This is a genomic window from Mesorhizobium sp. CO1-1-8 (genome assembly GCF_020164875.1).
GTDB lineage: Bacteria > Pseudomonadota > Alphaproteobacteria > Rhizobiales > Rhizobiaceae > Mesorhizobium.
Genome location: NZ_JAIUGZ010000017.1, coordinates 56,212 through 70,481, shown reverse-complemented (window position 1 = coordinate 70,481; position 14,270 = coordinate 56,212). Strand labels below are relative to the sequence as shown.

Here is a 14,270-nt window from a genome sequence, read left to right as displayed (position 1 = left end):
CCTAGGCCTCCATCGTCTTGATGCGCGTCGTGCGCGGCAGGCAGGCTATGCCATCAGCGGTGGCGAGGATGATGTCGACGCCACGCGGAAAGCGCTTGATATTCTGCTTCCACTGCTCGACGAAATGGCGCGGCATCTGCGCCGGCGCGATCGTGGCGCTGGTTTCGATGCCGGGACCTTCGAGCAACAGCGGCGTGCCGGAGACCAGATCGCCGACGTGCAGGATCAGCGTGGTCGAACGGTCGGGATAATCCTGCGTGCCCTGCGAAAAGCCATCGAGCGCCATCATCTCGGCAGGTGCTGCGATCAAGGCGAAATGCGCATCGGCCGGTGTATTGGCCAATGGCGCGCCGGTATGGAACCCAAGCCAGGATCTGACCGCGGTGGAAGCTTGCAGGGCCGGGTCGAGCCAGAGCGGCGTGTCATTGTCGCAAAGTGCCAGCGCTATGGCGCCAGCGGTGGCCGAGAGCGGCACCGGCGGGCGGGCGAAGGCCGGCAGCGGCTGCACGCTGCCCGGCCGTGCCATTGCGTCCATGACGGCGCGGAACACGGTCTGGGCATTGAAGACCGGATCGGCGAAACCGCCCTCGATCGATTGCGCTGCAATGTCCATCAGTCTTCTCCGCGAACCATGGTGAAGAAATCGACCTTCGTTGCCGCCGTCTCGGCGCGGCGTTTTTCATGCGCCGTGGTCAGAGCCGACCGCAGAGGCGCTAACAGTCCGGTCTCGACCTCATTGCGGCGGGCAGGGTCCTGCCATAGCGCGTCGGCGATGGCTGCCAGCCTTGCCTTCTGCTTGTCGCGGCCAAGCGCATAGCAATGGCCGACCTGTCCGGTGGGTAGCCGGACGGTGGCGCGGGTGACGGTCGCCTCACCGACATTGAAGGGCGCGCCGCCGCCGCCGATGCGGCCGCGCAGGGTGACCAGGCCGGTTTCGGGGCCGCGCAGCAGCTCGGCGTCCGAAGGCAGTCCGGCCTCATTCCAGAGCCGGACGATGTCATCGCCGCGGGATTGCGCCAGTGTTGCCATGGCGGCCTTGCGTTCGGCCTGGTCGCGGGCTTCCTGTCCTCGCATAGGCTATCGTCCTCGTGGCTAAATTTGTCTATTGATATAGACAACTATACAAATTATACCTATTATCTAACGCGTGTCCATGACGGGTGGATGACAGCGATAGAAGACTGGGCGCTGGAAGGTTTGGGGGCAATGATGGTCGGGCGGCTGGTAGCGGACAGCATCGAGCGGCGCAGTGGCGTGTCGCTGTGGCGGCAGATCGCCGACAAGATCCTGCATGCGATCGCCATCGGCGATTTCACGGAGAATGCAGCGCTGCCGCCGGAGGTGGCGCTGGCAGAGCGCTATGGCGTCAATCGCCACACGGTGCGCAGCGCCATATCAGCCCTTGTGCAGGAAGGCGTGCTGCGGGCCGAGCAGGGGCGAGGCACCTTCGTACTGTCGCGCAAGCGGCTGTCCTATCCGATCGGGTCGCGCACACGCTTTTCGACAGGCCTGCAAGGGCAGACGACGGAACGGCACATCGTCCTGCTCGCCTCGTCGGTCGAGCCGGCCAGCCAGCGCGTCGCCGAGGGGCTGGGTCTTGCCAAGGGAGCCGATGTGATCCGGCTGGAAACGCGCGGCGAAGCGGATGGACGGCCGGTGTCGCGCGCTGCCGGCTGGTTCGAGGCTCGGCGCTTTGCCGGCATCGATGCCGCGATGGCTGAAACCGGTTCGATCACCGCGTCGCTGGCGCGGTTCGGCATCGACGATTATCTCCGGCAATCGACCGTGCTGTCGGCGCGCCATGCCGATGCGGCGGACCTTGCCGACCTCGATCTGCAGCCGGGCGCCATCGTGCTGGTCACGGTCGCCGTCAACGTGACGCCGGACGGCCAGCCGATCCAGTTTTCCGAGTCGCGCTTCCCGGCCGAACGGGTGGAACTGAAGTTGTCGGCATTGTAGGGAGTGTCGGCCTTTATGCGAGACCGTGATTTACCGCCGGCCATGTTATGATTCGACCTCGATGACAGCCTTGATCAGGCCTAATTTCTCATGCGCCCAGCGAGCCAGATCGCGCGGCGTGCCGGCGAGTGTGGTGCGGTGTGTGACGAGCTTGGCCAGGGGAACGGCGCCGTTGCGGATCGAGGCGGCGACGTGATCGAAGTCGGCGCGCAGCGCGTTGCGGCTGCCGATCAGCGTCATCTCGCGCTTGTGGAATTCCGGATCGGAAAAGCTGATGTCGTCCTTGACGACGGAGACCAGCACCAGCGTTCCGCCATGCGCGACATGGGCGAAGGCCGACTGCACCGACTGGGTGTTGCCGGTGGCGTCGAAGACCACATCGAAGCCTTCGCCTGATGTCGCCTGCTTGACCAGATCGGGCACCGCGCCGCGCGGCCCGTCGAGGGTCCGGAAACCAAGCTCATTTGCAGCGAAGGCGAGCCTTTCACTGCTCATGTCGAGCAGCGTCACGTCGAGTTCGGCGATGCGGGCGAAGATGGCGGTACCGAGCCCGATCGGGCCAGCGCCGATGACCAGCGTGCGGGCGCCGGGGTCGGCGCGGGCGCGCCGCACGGCATGCGCGCCGATGGCCAGGAACTCGACGGCAGCGGCGTCGGCCAGCGAAAGGCCGTTGGCCGGATAGAGATTTTGCGCCGGCACCAGGATGCGTTCGCACATGGCGCCGTCGCGATGCACGCCAAGCACCTCGATCCTGACGCAGCAATTGGGCTTGCCGTGCCGGCAGGCGATGCACTTGCCGCAGGAAAGATAGGGGTTGACGACGACGGGGTCACCAACGGCCAGTTCGACGCCTTCGCCGGTCTCCATCACGGTACCAGACACCTCATGGCCCATGATGCGGGGATAGGCGAGGAACGGGTGCTTGCCCTCGAAAATGTGGTAGTCGGTCCCGCAGATGCCGACATGGCTGACCGCCACAAGCGCCCAGCCGGCAGGCGGTGCCTCTGGCGCGGGCCGGTCTTCAAGGACAAGGTCGCCGGGCGAACGGCAGAGGACGGCTTTCATGCGCTAATCCAGTCATGAAATCGCCGGCCCGTTGGTGTGGCGGACCGGCGGTTGATTGCGGGGTCGCTACTTGCCGCGGCGGCGCAGGCCGTCGAAGTAGACGATGATGATGATCAGCGCGCCGGTGATGATGCGCTGCCAGAACGAGTTGACGTTGAGCAGGTTGGCGCCGTTGTTGATGGTGGCCAGGATGAAGGCGCCGAGCAGCGGCCCATGCACCGAGCCGACGGCGCCGAACAGCGAGGTGCCGCCGATGACCGACGACGCGATCGCCTGCAGTTCCCAGCCCTCGGCCTGCGTCGGGTTGCCGATGCCGATGCGGGCGGCCAGCAACACGCCGACGAAGGCGGCGCACAGGCCCGACAGCGTGTAGGCCATGTAGATGGTGCGCTGGACATTGACGCCGGACAGGCGCGAGGCCTCGGCGTTGGAGCCGACCGAAAACAGGTATCGGCCCCAGCGGCTGTGATGCAGGAAGATATAGGCCGGAATGCCGACCAGGATCACCATCCAGAACAGGTTGGGGATGCCGATGAAGGAATTGCGCGAGAAGGCGGTGAAGGTGTCGCTGTTGATGTTGATCGAATTGCCGTTGGTCATCAAAAGGCCGATGCCGCGCAGCGAGGTCAGCGTTGCCAGCGTGATGATGAAGGGCGGCAGGCCCATCTTGACGATGCCGAAGCCGTGGAACATGCCGATGGCGACGCCGACCAGCAGCGTCACCAGAATGGCGAGCCAGATGGGGAAGCCAGCATTGATCATCATGGCCACGACCACGGTGGCGAAGCCGACCACCGCGCCGACCGACAGATCGATACCGCCGGTGATGATGACGAAGGTCTGGCCGACCGCCATGATGGCGATCATCGAACCCTGGCGCAAAAGATTGGCTATGTTGTTGGCCGAGGCGAAGCTGGTCGTCGCCACGGAGAGGAGGATCCAGAGCAGAACCAGCAGCGCCAAAAGCGTCAGCCCAAACAGGACATTATAGTTGCGCTTCGGTTTTTCGACGGCGATCGCCTCGGTGCTCATATCTGTCCTCCCAGCTTTTCTTGTTTCTCGGCGAGCGCCTGAGTGAGAATATCCTCGTGGCTGGCGGCGTGAAAACCGTGCGTCGCCACCAGTTTGCCGCGCCGGAACACATGCAGCGTGTCGGCGAGTTCATAGACTTCCGGCAGATAGGACGAGATCAGGATGATGCCGGCTCCCTTTGACAGCAGCGCGCCGAACAGGCGGTAGATCTCGGCCTTGGTCCCGACATCGACGCCGACCGTCGGTTCGTCGAAGATGAACAGTTTGGCGCCGTGCGCCAGCCATTTGCCGATGACGATCTTCTGCTGGTTGCCGCCCGACAGGCTGGACGCCAGCGCGCCGCGTGTCGGCGTCTTGATGCGCAGATCGGCGATCTGGCGATCGGCTTGCGTCTTCTCCTGCGTGCTCGAAATTAGCAGATTGTTCGAAATGCGCTTGTAGATCGGCAGGTTCAGGTTGAAGCCGACCGGCAGGTTGAGGCAGAGGCCCTGGTCGCGGCGGCTCTCCGGCGCCAGCGCCATGCCGAGCTTGATCGCATCATGTTCGGAATTGACCTGCACCTCCTTGCCTTCCCAGAGGATCTGGCCGGCGGATTTGCGGTGGCGGCCGTAAAGCGTGGTGACGAACTCGCTGCGTCCGGCACCGATCAGGCCATAGAGTCCGACGATCTCGCCGGCGCGGACCGTCATCGAGACATTTTCGAAGCCCTTGCCGGACAGGTTCCTCGCCTCGATGATGGCGGCGCCCGGAGTGAAATGCTCCTTGTGATAGACCTGCTCGATCGAGCGGTTGATCATCATCTTGACCAGTTCGGCGTCGTTGGTCTCAGCGATGTTGCGGGTGCCGACCAGCGTGCCGTCGCGCAGCACGGAAACACGGTCGGCGAGCTCGAACACTTCCTCCATGCGGTGGCTGATGTAGATGATCGTCACGCCTTCGCCCTTCAGCCGGCGGATCAGGGTGAAGAGCTGGTCGGCCTCCTTGCGGGTGAGGTAGGCGGTCGGCTCGTCGAAGATCAGGAATTTGGTGCCGCGCACGGTGGCGCGGGCGGCAGCTATCAGCTGCTGCTGGCCAATGGTCAGGTCGCCGAGCGTGACATGCGCCGGCAGGTCGAAGCCGAGGTCGTCGATGATCGTCTGCGCCTGCCTGACCATGGCCCGCTGCTGCAGGATGCCGAAGCGGGAATTCTCCTCGCCGAGGAACATGTTGGCGGCGACCGTCAGGTGACGGCACAGCACGACTTCCTGGTGCACGGCATTGATGCCGAGCGCCATCGCCTCGTGCGGCGTCGCCAGGGCGGCCGGCTGGCCCTCCCAGACAATCTCTCCGGAGGTGCGCGGCATCACGCCGGTCAGAAGCTTGATGAGCGTGGATTTGCCGGCGCCGTTCTCACCGACGATGGCGTGTATCTCACCGGATTTGAAGGCCAGGTCGACCGGCTTCAGCGCGTGGGTGCCGGGATAGCGCTTCTCCAGCCCGCGCAATTCGAGGATGGTCCGCCCCGGTTCCAGAACGGGTGCGGGATGCAGTTCCTGCGCCGTCGAAATCATGACAATCCTCCCAGATTGGCCTCCCAGATTGGCCTCGCAGATTGGCTTCCCAGGCTGGCCTCACGATTGGCACGCGGCGAGGCAGGGATATGCCTCGAAAACAGCCTGGCTCAGGCGTGCGGATTGCAAAGCCGTTTGTGCGGCAGCTTGTGTCTCCGGGGCGAGGCGCCCCGGAGACGATTGCGGATGCGACGGCTCAGAGCTTCGGATTGAGCAGCGCGTCGATCTTGGGGTCTTTCATGTTGTCCTTGGTCACCAGATTGGCGCCGGTGTCGACATTGGCTTCGACCTTCTCGCCCTTGGAGGCGGCGAGCGCGGTCTTGATGCCGTCATAGCCCATCCGGTACGGATCCTGGACGACGAGGGCGGAAATGACGCCGTCGTTGAGGAACTTGATCAGCTTCTCGTCGCTGTCGAAACCGACCAGCGCCAGCTTGCCGCCAAGGTTGTTTTCCGCAACAGCCTGGCCGACGCCCTGCGCCATGATCAGGTTGGAGGCGAAGATGCCCTTGAGGTTCGGGTTGGCCGTGATCAGGTCGGTGGCGATGTTGAGGCCGGTGGTGGCCTGGCCGTCGGCGTACTTGTCGGCGACCAGCTTGAGGCCCGGATATTTGGCGGCCAGCTGTTCGGTGAAGCCCTGCTTGCGCTGTTCGAGCGAGCCGGCGCCCGGTGCGTTGGTGATCAGGGCGACGTCGCCCTCGATCTTGCCGCCGTTGGCGGCGCCGATGGCGGCTGCGAGGCCGTCGGCGGCGACGCGGCCGCCCTGGACGTTGTCGGTGGTCAGGAACGAGGTGAAGGCCTTGGAGTCGGCGCCGGAGTCGATGCCGATGACCTTGACCTTGGCAGCGGCTTCATCGATCGGCTTGCCAAGCGCCTTAAACTCGGTCGGCGCAATGACAATGGCGGCCGGGTTGCTGGCAACGGCGTTCTCGAGGATCGAGACCTGGCCGTTGACGTCGGTTTCAGCCTGGGCACCGAGTTCCGGCACGTTGACGCCGAGATCCTTGCCGGCCTTGCGGGCACCGGCCAGAACGATCTGCCAGTAGAAGGACGTGGTGTCCTTGACGATGATCGGAATGGTGACGTCCGCTGCCGAAACCGGCGCCGAATGCATGACGCCGGCGAGCATCGAAGCTGCTGCCAGCGCCATGACGGCGCGGCGGTTGAGAATGCTGGTCACGAATTTCATGAGGTTTCCTCCCTAAGTCGCCCGGTGAAACGATACGGAAGCTCCGTCCGGATAGGCGCGGTCCAAAACAGAACTTTATCAATAAAAAACAGTTGCCATGTTTTGATAATGCATCGAACAGATCGATGCAAGCGGTGTTTGATCAGTCCTTGCGAGGTCTGGCAGAGGCAGATCAATCACGCTGCTCCCCATTGGCGCCGTCACGCTTCCGTTCCGAGAATGCATGGAATATTAATTCCACATATTCGTCAATATGGAATGTTCATTCTTCTATAGATCGCAAGAATGTGAAGCCCGGGTCACTGGATATGCTTCACGCCAGCTCCTGCGCCAGCGTGTAGGGACGATATCTGGCGTATTCCTTCTCCGGCACGTCGATGTCGAGCAGTTCGAGGTTGCGCGTCAGATTTGCCAGCTTGGCGGTGCCGGTCAGCACTGTGGCGACGGCAGGTTCATGCAAGGGGAATTGGAACGCCGCGGCGGCGAGCGGATAGCCACCCTCGGCGGCGATCCTTTCCATTGCGCCGACGCGGTCGAGCACGTCATGGCTGGCAGGGCGGTAGTCGAAATGTGCGCCTTGCACCGGCCCGGTCGCCAGGATGCCGGAGTTGAACACGCCGCCAATGACCAAGGAGGTCTGCTGCGCCCGGCATAGGGGCAGCAACTCCGCTTCGGCGCTGCGGTCGAGCAAGGAATAGCGGCTGGCAAGCAGGATGCAGTCGAGCGGCGCCTCGCGCATCACGTCGAGACAGATCTGCACCTCGTTGACGCCAAGCCCATAGGCGGAAATGACGCCGGACCGTTTCAGCTCCTCGAGTGCCTTGAGGCCGCTGCCCATCAGGTCGCGAAAGTGCAGCCTGGTCTTCTCGACACCATGGGTGTAGGCGCCGATGTCATGGACAAACAGGATGTCTATCCTGTTTAGGCCAAGCCGCGCATAGCTGAACTCGACCGACCGCATAATGCCGTCATAGGAATAGTCGTAGTCGAGCGCGAAGGGCAGCGGATCGACATAGGAGTGATCGGGAACCTGATCGTCCGGCACCGGGCGGAACAGCCGGCCGACCTTGGTCGACAGCACATAGGAATCGCGCGGCTTGTAGCGCAGGAAGTCGCCGAAGCGGCGCTCCGACAGTCCGAAACCGTAGAAGGGTGCGGTGTCGAAATAGCGCAGGCCGGCATCCCAGGCGCCCTGCAGCGTCTCCATCGCCGCTTCGCGCGAACAGGCGCGGTAAAGGCCGCCAAGTGCAGCGCCGCCGAAGCTGGCCTCGGTCACTTCCAGCGCTGTCTGGCCGATGCGGCGTCTTTCCATGCACAACCTCCCCGTTGCCCGCCACTGACCGGCGCGCAGTCTACTTTATATCAGTAAAATCTAAAGTGTTGCGCCCAGATGCCAGGGCACGAACTCGTTGTCGCCGTAGCCGAAGTCCTCGCTCTTGGTCTTGCGGCCGGAAGCCGTTTCGACGATCAGTTCGAAGATCTCGCGGCCCATGCCGGCGATGGTCTTTTCACCCGAGGCGATGACGCCGCAATTGACGTCCATGTCCTCTTCCATCTGGTGGTACATGGTCGAGTTGGTGGCGACCTTGATCGACGGCGTCGGGCGGCAGCCGAAGCATGAGCCGCGGCCGGTGGTGAAGACGATGACGTTGGCGCCGCCCGCCACCTGGCCGGTCGCCGAAACCGGGTCGTAGCCGGGCGTGTCCATGAACACCAGGCCGCTGCCGGTGACTTTTTCTGCGTAACCGAAGACGCCGTTGAGCGGCGTCTGGCCGCCCTTGGCGACCGCGCCGAGCGACTTCTCCAGGATGGTGGTGAGGCCGCCGCGCTTGTTGCCGGGCGAGGGATTGTTGTCGATCGAGGCGCCATGCTTGGCGACGTGATCCTCCCACCACTTCACAAAGCCGTCGAGCTTCTGCGCGATCTCAGGCGTTGCCGCGCGGTAGGCAAGCAGATGTTCGGCGCCGTAGATCTCCGTGGTCTCGGAGAGGATGCCGATGCCGCCGACGCCGGCCAGGATGTCGACGGCCGCGCCCAGCGCCGGATTGGCCGTAATGCCCGACATGCCGTCGGAGCCGCCGCATTGCAGGCCGACGACGATCTCGCTGACCGGGATCGGCTCACGCTTCAGCTGGCCGACTTCCTCGGCGATCTCGGCCAGCACGCCCATGGCTTTTTCCACCGATTTGCGCGAACCGCCGGCGTCTTGGATGTTGAAATGGCGTTTGCCGGCAGCGACGCCCTTCTGGCCGTAGAGGGTGAGCTGGTTGACCTCGCAGCCGAGGCCGACCATCAGCACCCCGCCGAAATTCGGGTGGCGGGCGTAGCCGGCGAGCGTGCGGTGCAGCACCATCATGCCGTCGCCGGTGGCGCTCATGCCGCAGCCCTGGCCGTGCACGATCGGCACGAAGCCGTCGATGCCGGGATATTTCGGCAACAGCGTGCGGTTGGCGGTGTCGGCGATGGAATGGCAGACGGTGGCCGAGCAATTGACGCTGGCGACGATGCCGATGAAGTTGCGCGTGCCGGCGCGGCCATCGGCGCGGCGATAGCCCATGAAGGTGCGGGCGCGGTCGGCCTCCGTGGCGTGCTCAGCCTCACTCGGCGGCACGACCGGCAAGCGGCCGGATTCGAACACCAGATTGTGCGAATGCACGTGCTCGCCCGCCGCAATATCCTGTGTCGCGCGACCGATCGCCTGGGCGTATTTCACCACGGCCTCGCCGGCGGCGATCGGCTTGATCGCCACCTTGTGGCCGGGCTCGATCAGGGCACTGGCGACGGCACCGCCCGGCAGCACGGTGCCGATCTCGATGCGGCCGTTGGCGACGGCGACATTGTCGGCGGGGGACAGAAGAATGCAGTTGGAGGCGTTCACGGGCGGGTTCCTGGGTGATCCTGAGTTGCGCGGGGCGGATTGACACGCGTCTGTTTAGAGATATTGTCTTTTATCGTGAAAAAACAGTTTTGCGTCAATTGTTTTTTCGTGGGAGTTCCGCATGTCTCTGGGGTGTTCGGGAAGCAATTTCGCTTCTCAGAGCCATGCGAACGTCATATTGCGCTTCAAACCGTCCGCCGCAAGCGACGGCGTGCAACGGGTCAGGGATGTCGAAGAGCAACAACGTCTACAAGGATGCCTACAACCGCTGCCTGCGGCTGCTCGACGAAACGCGCAGCCTGCCTTCGGAGCCGGAACTGGGTACCTTGCTTGGCGTCAGCCGGACCACGGTGCGCACCATTCTCGCGCGCATGGAAGAGACCGGGCTGATCGCCTGGAACAAGCGCGCCAAGACGGTGCTGCGCGAGCCGCGTCCCGATGATTTCTTCCCCGAGGAAGAGACCGACACGCTGGCCGAGATCATCGAACGGTCGTTCATGCGCAGGCTGCTCGCCGGCGGCGCCGAAGCCGGCATGCAGATCAACGAGCTCGAACTGGCGCGTGAGATCGGCGTCGGCACCACCAGCGTGCGCGAGTTTCTGATCCGCTTCTCCCGTTTCGGCCTGATCGAGAAGCGTCGCAACAGCCACTGGGTGCTGAAGGGCTTTACGCGCGCCTTCGCGCTGGAGCTGACCGAAATCCGCGAGATGTTCGAACTGCGCTCGGCGGCCGCCTTTGCCGCTTTGCCGCAGGACAGCGCGGTCTGGACCGATCTCGACCGCCTGGAAGACGAGCATCGCCAGTTGGCAAACGACATAGCCGCCCGCTTCACCGAATTCTCCGAGCTCGACGAGCGCTTCCACCGGCTCATCCACCGGGCGTCGCGCAACCGCTTCATCGTCGATTTCTACGATGTCATCGCCATGATCTTCCACTACCACTACCAGTGGAACAAGGCGCAGGAACGCGAGCGCAACGAAGTCGCAATCGGTGAGCATCTGGTCTACATAGAGGCGCTGAAATCACGCGATCTCGGCAAGGTCGACGCCGCTTGCCGCAAGCACCTGAAGTCGGCGCGCCAGACATTGCTGACCTCGATCCCGGAGAGCCGGTCGCTGCAAAGACTCTGAACCGCATCGCGGCTCAGAGTCTCGTTTCATGCATGTCTTGCCCCAAAACCGCTATACACTTTTGGGCGGCATGCATTGAGCCTGCCGCGTCGGCGCCGCGGCGATTTGGCGATTTTCCACCCGCCGGCCCCGTGCTAGATATGGTTCGTTGCTGCGAAGAGGCAGGGCATTGGGCGTATCGAAGAGACGATGGAGCATGCCGGTCGCGCTTGTCGCGGCCTATCTGCTGTTGCTCCAGTCGACGCTTGGAGCATTCGCCTTCGGCGCCGGTCCCAATGCATCGCAGCTCGATGCCTTCGGCAACGTCATCTGCACCCATGAGGGCGCAACCCAGCTTCCGGGCGGCAACCAGCCGCCGTCCCATCTTCCGGCATGCTGCGTGCTCGGCTGCAGCATGGTTTCGGCGGCCTTTGCGCCGCCGCCCGGCGCTGGCCTGGCGCTGGGCAGCCTTTCCTTTGAAACGGTCGCCTTTGTCTTTCCGGCCGCCATCCATCTCGACTTTGCGCGTGAGCGCTCGCCGTCGAACCCGCGCGCGCCGCCGCTGACGGCCTGAGCCTGTTTGCCCGGCGGAACCTTTCGTGGGCGTACCCATCCAAAGATCAAACTGCTCGCGACCGGCAACGGCGCGACCATCACTTCATGGAGCAACCATGTCCTATTTTTTCCGTATAGCGGCGGGCGATACGCTCGGCCGCATTCTGTCACGCCTTGAAGAGCATCTTGGCATTGCCGTGCTGGCTCTTGCGCTGTCGTTCGTCGGCGCCCAGTCCGTCTTTGCGCATGAGTTCAAGGTTGGCGATCTCGAGATCGGCCACCCCTGGTCGCGTGCCACGCCGGCCGGTGCCAAGGTGGCCGGCGGCTATTTCACCATCACCAACAACGGCAGCGCGCCGGACCGGCTGGTGTCGATTTCCTCCGATATTTCTGAAAAGGCCGAGCTGCATGAGATGGGCGTCAAGGACGGCGTCATGACCATGCGGCCGGTTGCCGGCGGCCTGGAGATTCCGGCTGGCGGCAAGGTCGCCCTTGCACCCGGCGGCTATCATCTGATGTTCATCGGCCTGAAGCGGCAACCCAAGCAGGGCGAGAAGTTTTCCGCCACGCTGACTTTCGAAAAGGCCGGCCCCGTCAGCGTCGATTTCGCTGTCGAAGGCATGGGCGGCGGCGCCATGGACGATCACGCCAATTGATCCGGCCAGTTCGACAAATTTTGAAAGTCCGAGGGACCATCATGAACAAATATCTTTTGTCGGCCGGCGCACTTCTCGTGCTCGGAACCAGTGCCGCCTTCGCGCATATCACGTTCGAAACCCAGGAGGCGGCGGCCGGCTCGACCTACAAGGCCGTTTTGCGGGTGCCGCATGGCTGCGACGGCAAGGCGACGACCGCCGTGCGCGTACAGATTCCGGAAGGCGTGATCGCAGTGAAGCCGATGCCGAAGCCTGGCTGGACGCTGCAGACCAAGAAGGGCAAGTACGACAAATCCTACCAGCTCTATGGTCAGGCGGTTGCCGACGGGGTCAAGGAGGTCGACTGGAGCGGCGGCAGCCTGCCCGATGAATTCTACGACGAGTTCGTCTTCCGCGCGACGCTGACGGCCGATCTCCCTGTCGGCCAAAAACTCTATTTCCCGGTGGTGCAGGAATGCGACGGTGCGGCCGATCGCTGGATCGAGATTCCAGCGGCAGGGCAGGATGAAGACGCGCTGGAAAGCCCGGCACCCGGCATCAAGCTGCTGCCGAAGAAATGATCTCCCAGGCGGCGCGCTCTTTCGAGCGCGCCGCTCTTTTTCGTGGCGGTGACATGAGCACGACGTCCTTCCTGCAAACGGCTTGCATGACCGGCCAACGCGCCGGCCGGCTAGTCGCCGGCCTGTTGGCCATGATCGTGCTTCTTGCCATCATGGCCGGGCCAGATCAGGCCTTCGCCCATGCCGCGCTGATCAAGACCGATCCGGCCGACGGCGCGGTGCTGGCACAGGGGCCGGCGCAGTTCTCGCTGACCTTCAGCGAGCCGGTCTCGCCCCTGGTGCTGACGCTGGTGAAGCCCGACGGCAAGCCGATTCCGCTAACGTCATTCCGGCTCAGCGACCAGACCGTCGAGATCGACAATCCGCAGCCGCTCAAGTCCGGCACGCATGTGCTGAGCTGGCGCGTCATCTCCGCAGACGGTCATCCCGTCGGCGGATCCCTGTTGTTTTCCATCGGCGCGCCCAGCGAACCGCCGGCCGTATCCGAAGCCGTCGACTGGCCGTTGCGGTCGGCTATCTGGGCGGGCAAAATCTTTCTCTACGTCGGCCTTTTCCTCGGCGTTGGCGGCGCCTTCGCGCTTTCCTGGTTGGCCGGAAGTGGCCGCGCCGGGCAGCGCTTCGTTGCAGCTGCAATCCTGTGCGGGCTGGTCGCGTCGTGCCTGTCGCTCGGCGTGCAGGGGCTTGATGCGCTCGGGGCGCCGCTCTCGCATCTGGCGCAGCCGATCATCTGGCGGACCGGGCTCGGCACCAGTTTCGGCTGGACAGTGCTGGTCGCGCTGATCGCGCTGGGGCTTGGCCTGCTGTCGCTGGCCGGGCCCCTTGCCACCGCCAAACCATTGGCGCTGGCCGGGGTGGCCGGGGTGGGGATTGCCCTTGCCGCCAGCGGCCATGCCAGTGCCGCCGAACCGCAATGGCTGACGCGGCCGATGGTGTTCCTGCACAGCGTCGGCATCGCGTTGTGGGCCGGCGCATTGGTCCCACTCGGGCTGGCGCTGAAGGGGCAATCGGCGGAGGCCACGCTATTCCTGCGGCGGTTTTCTTGGGCGATCCTGCCCGTGGTGGCCGTGCTTGCCGCTGCCGGCATCGTGCTTGCCGTCATCCAGGTGCAAACACCCGCGGCATTGGTCGAGACCGCCTATGGAAGGCTGCTGCTGATCAAGCTGGGGCTGCTGGTCTTTCTGTTCACGCTCGCAGCCGTCAACCGCTGGAAACTCACCGCGCCGGCCGAGGCGGGATCGACGGAAGTTCAACGCAGGCTGGTCCGCTCGATCGGCGTCGAGATGTTGATCGTGTTGGCGATTTTCGGCGTTGCCGCTGGCTGGCGTTTCACACCGCCGCCACGAGCCCTGGCGATTTCGGCAGCGCAACCGGTGTCGGTCCATATCCACGCGCTGCAAGCGATGGCCGACCTCAGCATCACTCCCGGCCATGCCGGCCCGGTCGTTGCCTCGATGGTCATCATGAGCGGCGATTTCGGCCCGCTCGACGCCAAGGAGGTGACGCTGGTGCTGTCAAAACCCGATTCCGGCATCGAGCCGCTGAAGCGCGCTGCGAGCAAGCCCGGCGACGGCAGCTGGCGCGTCGACAACCTCCTTATCCCGGTGCCGGGCCGGTGGACGGTGCGCATCGACATCCTGGTCTCGGACTTCGAGATGGTGAAGATCGAAGCGCCGATCGATATCAGGCCGTAACCGCCGGGTGCTTCAAGGCCGAACTC

14 protein-coding genes are annotated in these 14,270 nt (G+C 64.1%); 6 read left to right on the top strand and 8 right to left on the bottom strand.

Features of this window, described 5'->3' with window-relative positions; genetic code table 11:
• Nucleotide 1 precedes the first annotated feature (1 nt).
• Nucleotides 2-613, bottom strand: a complete 612-nt coding sequence (gene phnH / locus LB558_RS27115; protein ID WP_224700349.1) for a phosphonate C-P lyase system protein PhnH — start codon at nucleotides 611-613, stop codon at nucleotides 2-4.
• Nucleotides 613-1,074 (bottom strand): phosphonate C-P lyase system protein PhnG, encoded by a 462-nt coding sequence (phnG, locus tag LB558_RS27110; RefSeq protein WP_224700348.1) that lies wholly within the window; start codon nucleotides 1,072-1,074, stop codon nucleotides 613-615. Before phnG ends, phnH begins: the two co-directional genes overlap by 1 nt.
• A 135-nt stretch (nucleotides 1,075-1,209) precedes the next feature.
• On the opposite strand from phnG, the gene phnF reads away from it, so the two are divergent.
• Nucleotides 1,210-1,959, top strand: coding sequence for a phosphonate metabolism transcriptional regulator PhnF (gene phnF / locus LB558_RS27105; protein ID WP_224700399.1), 750 nt, complete (start codon nucleotides 1,210-1,212; stop codon nucleotides 1,957-1,959).
• A 45-nt stretch (nucleotides 1,960-2,004) separates the two neighbouring features.
• On the opposite strand, the gene LB558_RS27100 is transcribed toward phnF, so the two are convergent.
• The 6 genes from LB558_RS27100 to LB558_RS27075 form a co-directional block, all read right to left on the bottom strand.
• A complete protein-coding gene (locus LB558_RS27100; protein ID WP_224700347.1) occupies nucleotides 2,005-3,024 on the bottom strand; it encodes a zinc-binding alcohol dehydrogenase family protein in 1,020 nt (339 codons plus the stop codon).
• Between the two features lie 66 nt (nucleotides 3,025-3,090).
• Nucleotides 3,091-4,056, bottom strand: a complete 966-nt coding sequence (locus tag LB558_RS27095; protein ID WP_027037769.1) for an ABC transporter permease — start codon at nucleotides 4,054-4,056, stop codon at nucleotides 3,091-3,093.
• A complete protein-coding gene (locus LB558_RS27090) occupies nucleotides 4,053-5,606 on the bottom strand; it encodes a sugar ABC transporter ATP-binding protein (RefSeq protein WP_224700346.1) in 1,554 nt (517 codons plus the stop codon). The genes LB558_RS27095 and LB558_RS27090 overlap by 4 nt, the downstream gene beginning before the upstream one ends.
• A gap of 196 nt (nucleotides 5,607-5,802) precedes the next feature.
• Nucleotides 5,803-6,795 (bottom strand): ABC transporter substrate-binding protein, encoded by a 993-nt coding sequence (locus tag LB558_RS27085; RefSeq protein ID WP_013529529.1) that lies wholly within the window; start codon nucleotides 6,793-6,795, stop codon nucleotides 5,803-5,805.
• A 313-nt stretch (nucleotides 6,796-7,108) separates the two neighbouring features.
• Nucleotides 7,109-8,107, bottom strand: a complete 999-nt coding sequence (locus tag LB558_RS27080; RefSeq protein ID WP_224700345.1) for an aldo/keto reductase — start codon at nucleotides 8,105-8,107, stop codon at nucleotides 7,109-7,111.
• A 60-nt stretch (nucleotides 8,108-8,167) separates the two neighbouring features.
• Nucleotides 8,168-9,673 carry a UxaA family hydrolase gene (locus tag LB558_RS27075; RefSeq protein WP_224700344.1) on the bottom strand — a complete coding sequence of 502 codons (1,506 nt, stop codon included), beginning with the start codon at nucleotides 9,671-9,673 and terminating at the stop codon, nucleotides 8,168-8,170.
• Between the two features lie 227 nt (nucleotides 9,674-9,900).
• Between LB558_RS27075 and LB558_RS27070 the strand changes: the two genes are divergently transcribed.
• From LB558_RS27070 to LB558_RS27050, 5 genes are all read left to right on the top strand, one after another.
• Nucleotides 9,901-10,803 carry a GntR family transcriptional regulator gene (locus tag LB558_RS27070; RefSeq protein WP_224700343.1) on the top strand — a complete coding sequence of 301 codons (903 nt, stop codon included), beginning with the start codon at nucleotides 9,901-9,903 and terminating at the stop codon, nucleotides 10,801-10,803.
• A gap of 196 nt (nucleotides 10,804-10,999) precedes the next feature.
• Complete coding sequence (locus LB558_RS27065; RefSeq protein ID WP_224700342.1) at nucleotides 11,000-11,356, top strand: DUF2946 family protein; 357 nt, start codon at nucleotides 11,000-11,002, stop codon at nucleotides 11,354-11,356.
• A 97-nt stretch (nucleotides 11,357-11,453) separates the two neighbouring features.
• Complete coding sequence (locus LB558_RS27060) at nucleotides 11,454-11,993, top strand: copper chaperone PCu(A)C (RefSeq protein ID WP_224700341.1); 540 nt, start codon at nucleotides 11,454-11,456, stop codon at nucleotides 11,991-11,993.
• A 41-nt stretch (nucleotides 11,994-12,034) separates the two neighbouring features.
• Nucleotides 12,035-12,553 carry a YcnI family protein gene (locus tag LB558_RS27055; RefSeq protein WP_224700340.1) on the top strand — a complete coding sequence of 173 codons (519 nt, stop codon included), beginning with the start codon at nucleotides 12,035-12,037 and terminating at the stop codon, nucleotides 12,551-12,553.
• Between the two features lie 53 nt (nucleotides 12,554-12,606).
• Entirely contained in the window at nucleotides 12,607-14,244 is a 1,638-nt protein-coding gene (locus LB558_RS27050; protein WP_224700339.1) for a copper resistance CopC/CopD family protein, read from the top strand.
• The last annotated feature ends 26 nt before the right edge of the window (nucleotides 14,245-14,270 follow it).

Coding starts and splice junctions, on each gene's coding strand:
- LB558_RS27080 (WP_224700345.1), bottom strand. CDS start 8,107: ATGGAAAGACGCCGCATCGGCCAGACAGCGCTGGAAGTGACCGAGGCC.
- LB558_RS27090 (WP_224700346.1), bottom strand. CDS start 5,606: ATGATTTCGACGGCGCAGGAACTGCATCCCGCACCCGTTCTGGAACCG.
- LB558_RS27070 (WP_224700343.1), top strand. CDS start 9,901: ATGTCGAAGAGCAACAACGTCTACAAGGATGCCTACAACCGCTGCCTG.
- LB558_RS27100 (WP_224700347.1), bottom strand. CDS start 3,024: ATGAAAGCCGTCCTCTGCCGTTCGCCCGGCGACCTTGTCCTTGAAGAC.
- phnH (WP_224700349.1), bottom strand. CDS start 613: ATGGACATTGCAGCGCAATCGATCGAGGGCGGTTTCGCCGATCCGGTC.
- LB558_RS27055 (WP_224700340.1), top strand. CDS start 12,035: ATGAACAAATATCTTTTGTCGGCCGGCGCACTTCTCGTGCTCGGAACC.
- LB558_RS27050 (WP_224700339.1), top strand. CDS start 12,607: ATGAGCACGACGTCCTTCCTGCAAACGGCTTGCATGACCGGCCAACGC.
- LB558_RS27085 (WP_013529529.1), bottom strand. CDS start 6,795: ATGAAATTCGTGACCAGCATTCTCAACCGCCGCGCCGTCATGGCGCTG.
- phnF (WP_224700399.1), top strand. CDS start 1,210: ATGGTCGGGCGGCTGGTAGCGGACAGCATCGAGCGGCGCAGTGGCGTG.
- LB558_RS27095 (WP_027037769.1), bottom strand. CDS start 4,056: ATGAGCACCGAGGCGATCGCCGTCGAAAAACCGAAGCGCAACTATAAT.
- phnG (WP_224700348.1), bottom strand. CDS start 1,074: ATGCGAGGACAGGAAGCCCGCGACCAGGCCGAACGCAAGGCCGCCATG.
- LB558_RS27060 (WP_224700341.1), top strand. CDS start 11,454: ATGTCCTATTTTTTCCGTATAGCGGCGGGCGATACGCTCGGCCGCATT.
- LB558_RS27065 (WP_224700342.1), top strand. CDS start 11,000: ATGCCGGTCGCGCTTGTCGCGGCCTATCTGCTGTTGCTCCAGTCGACG.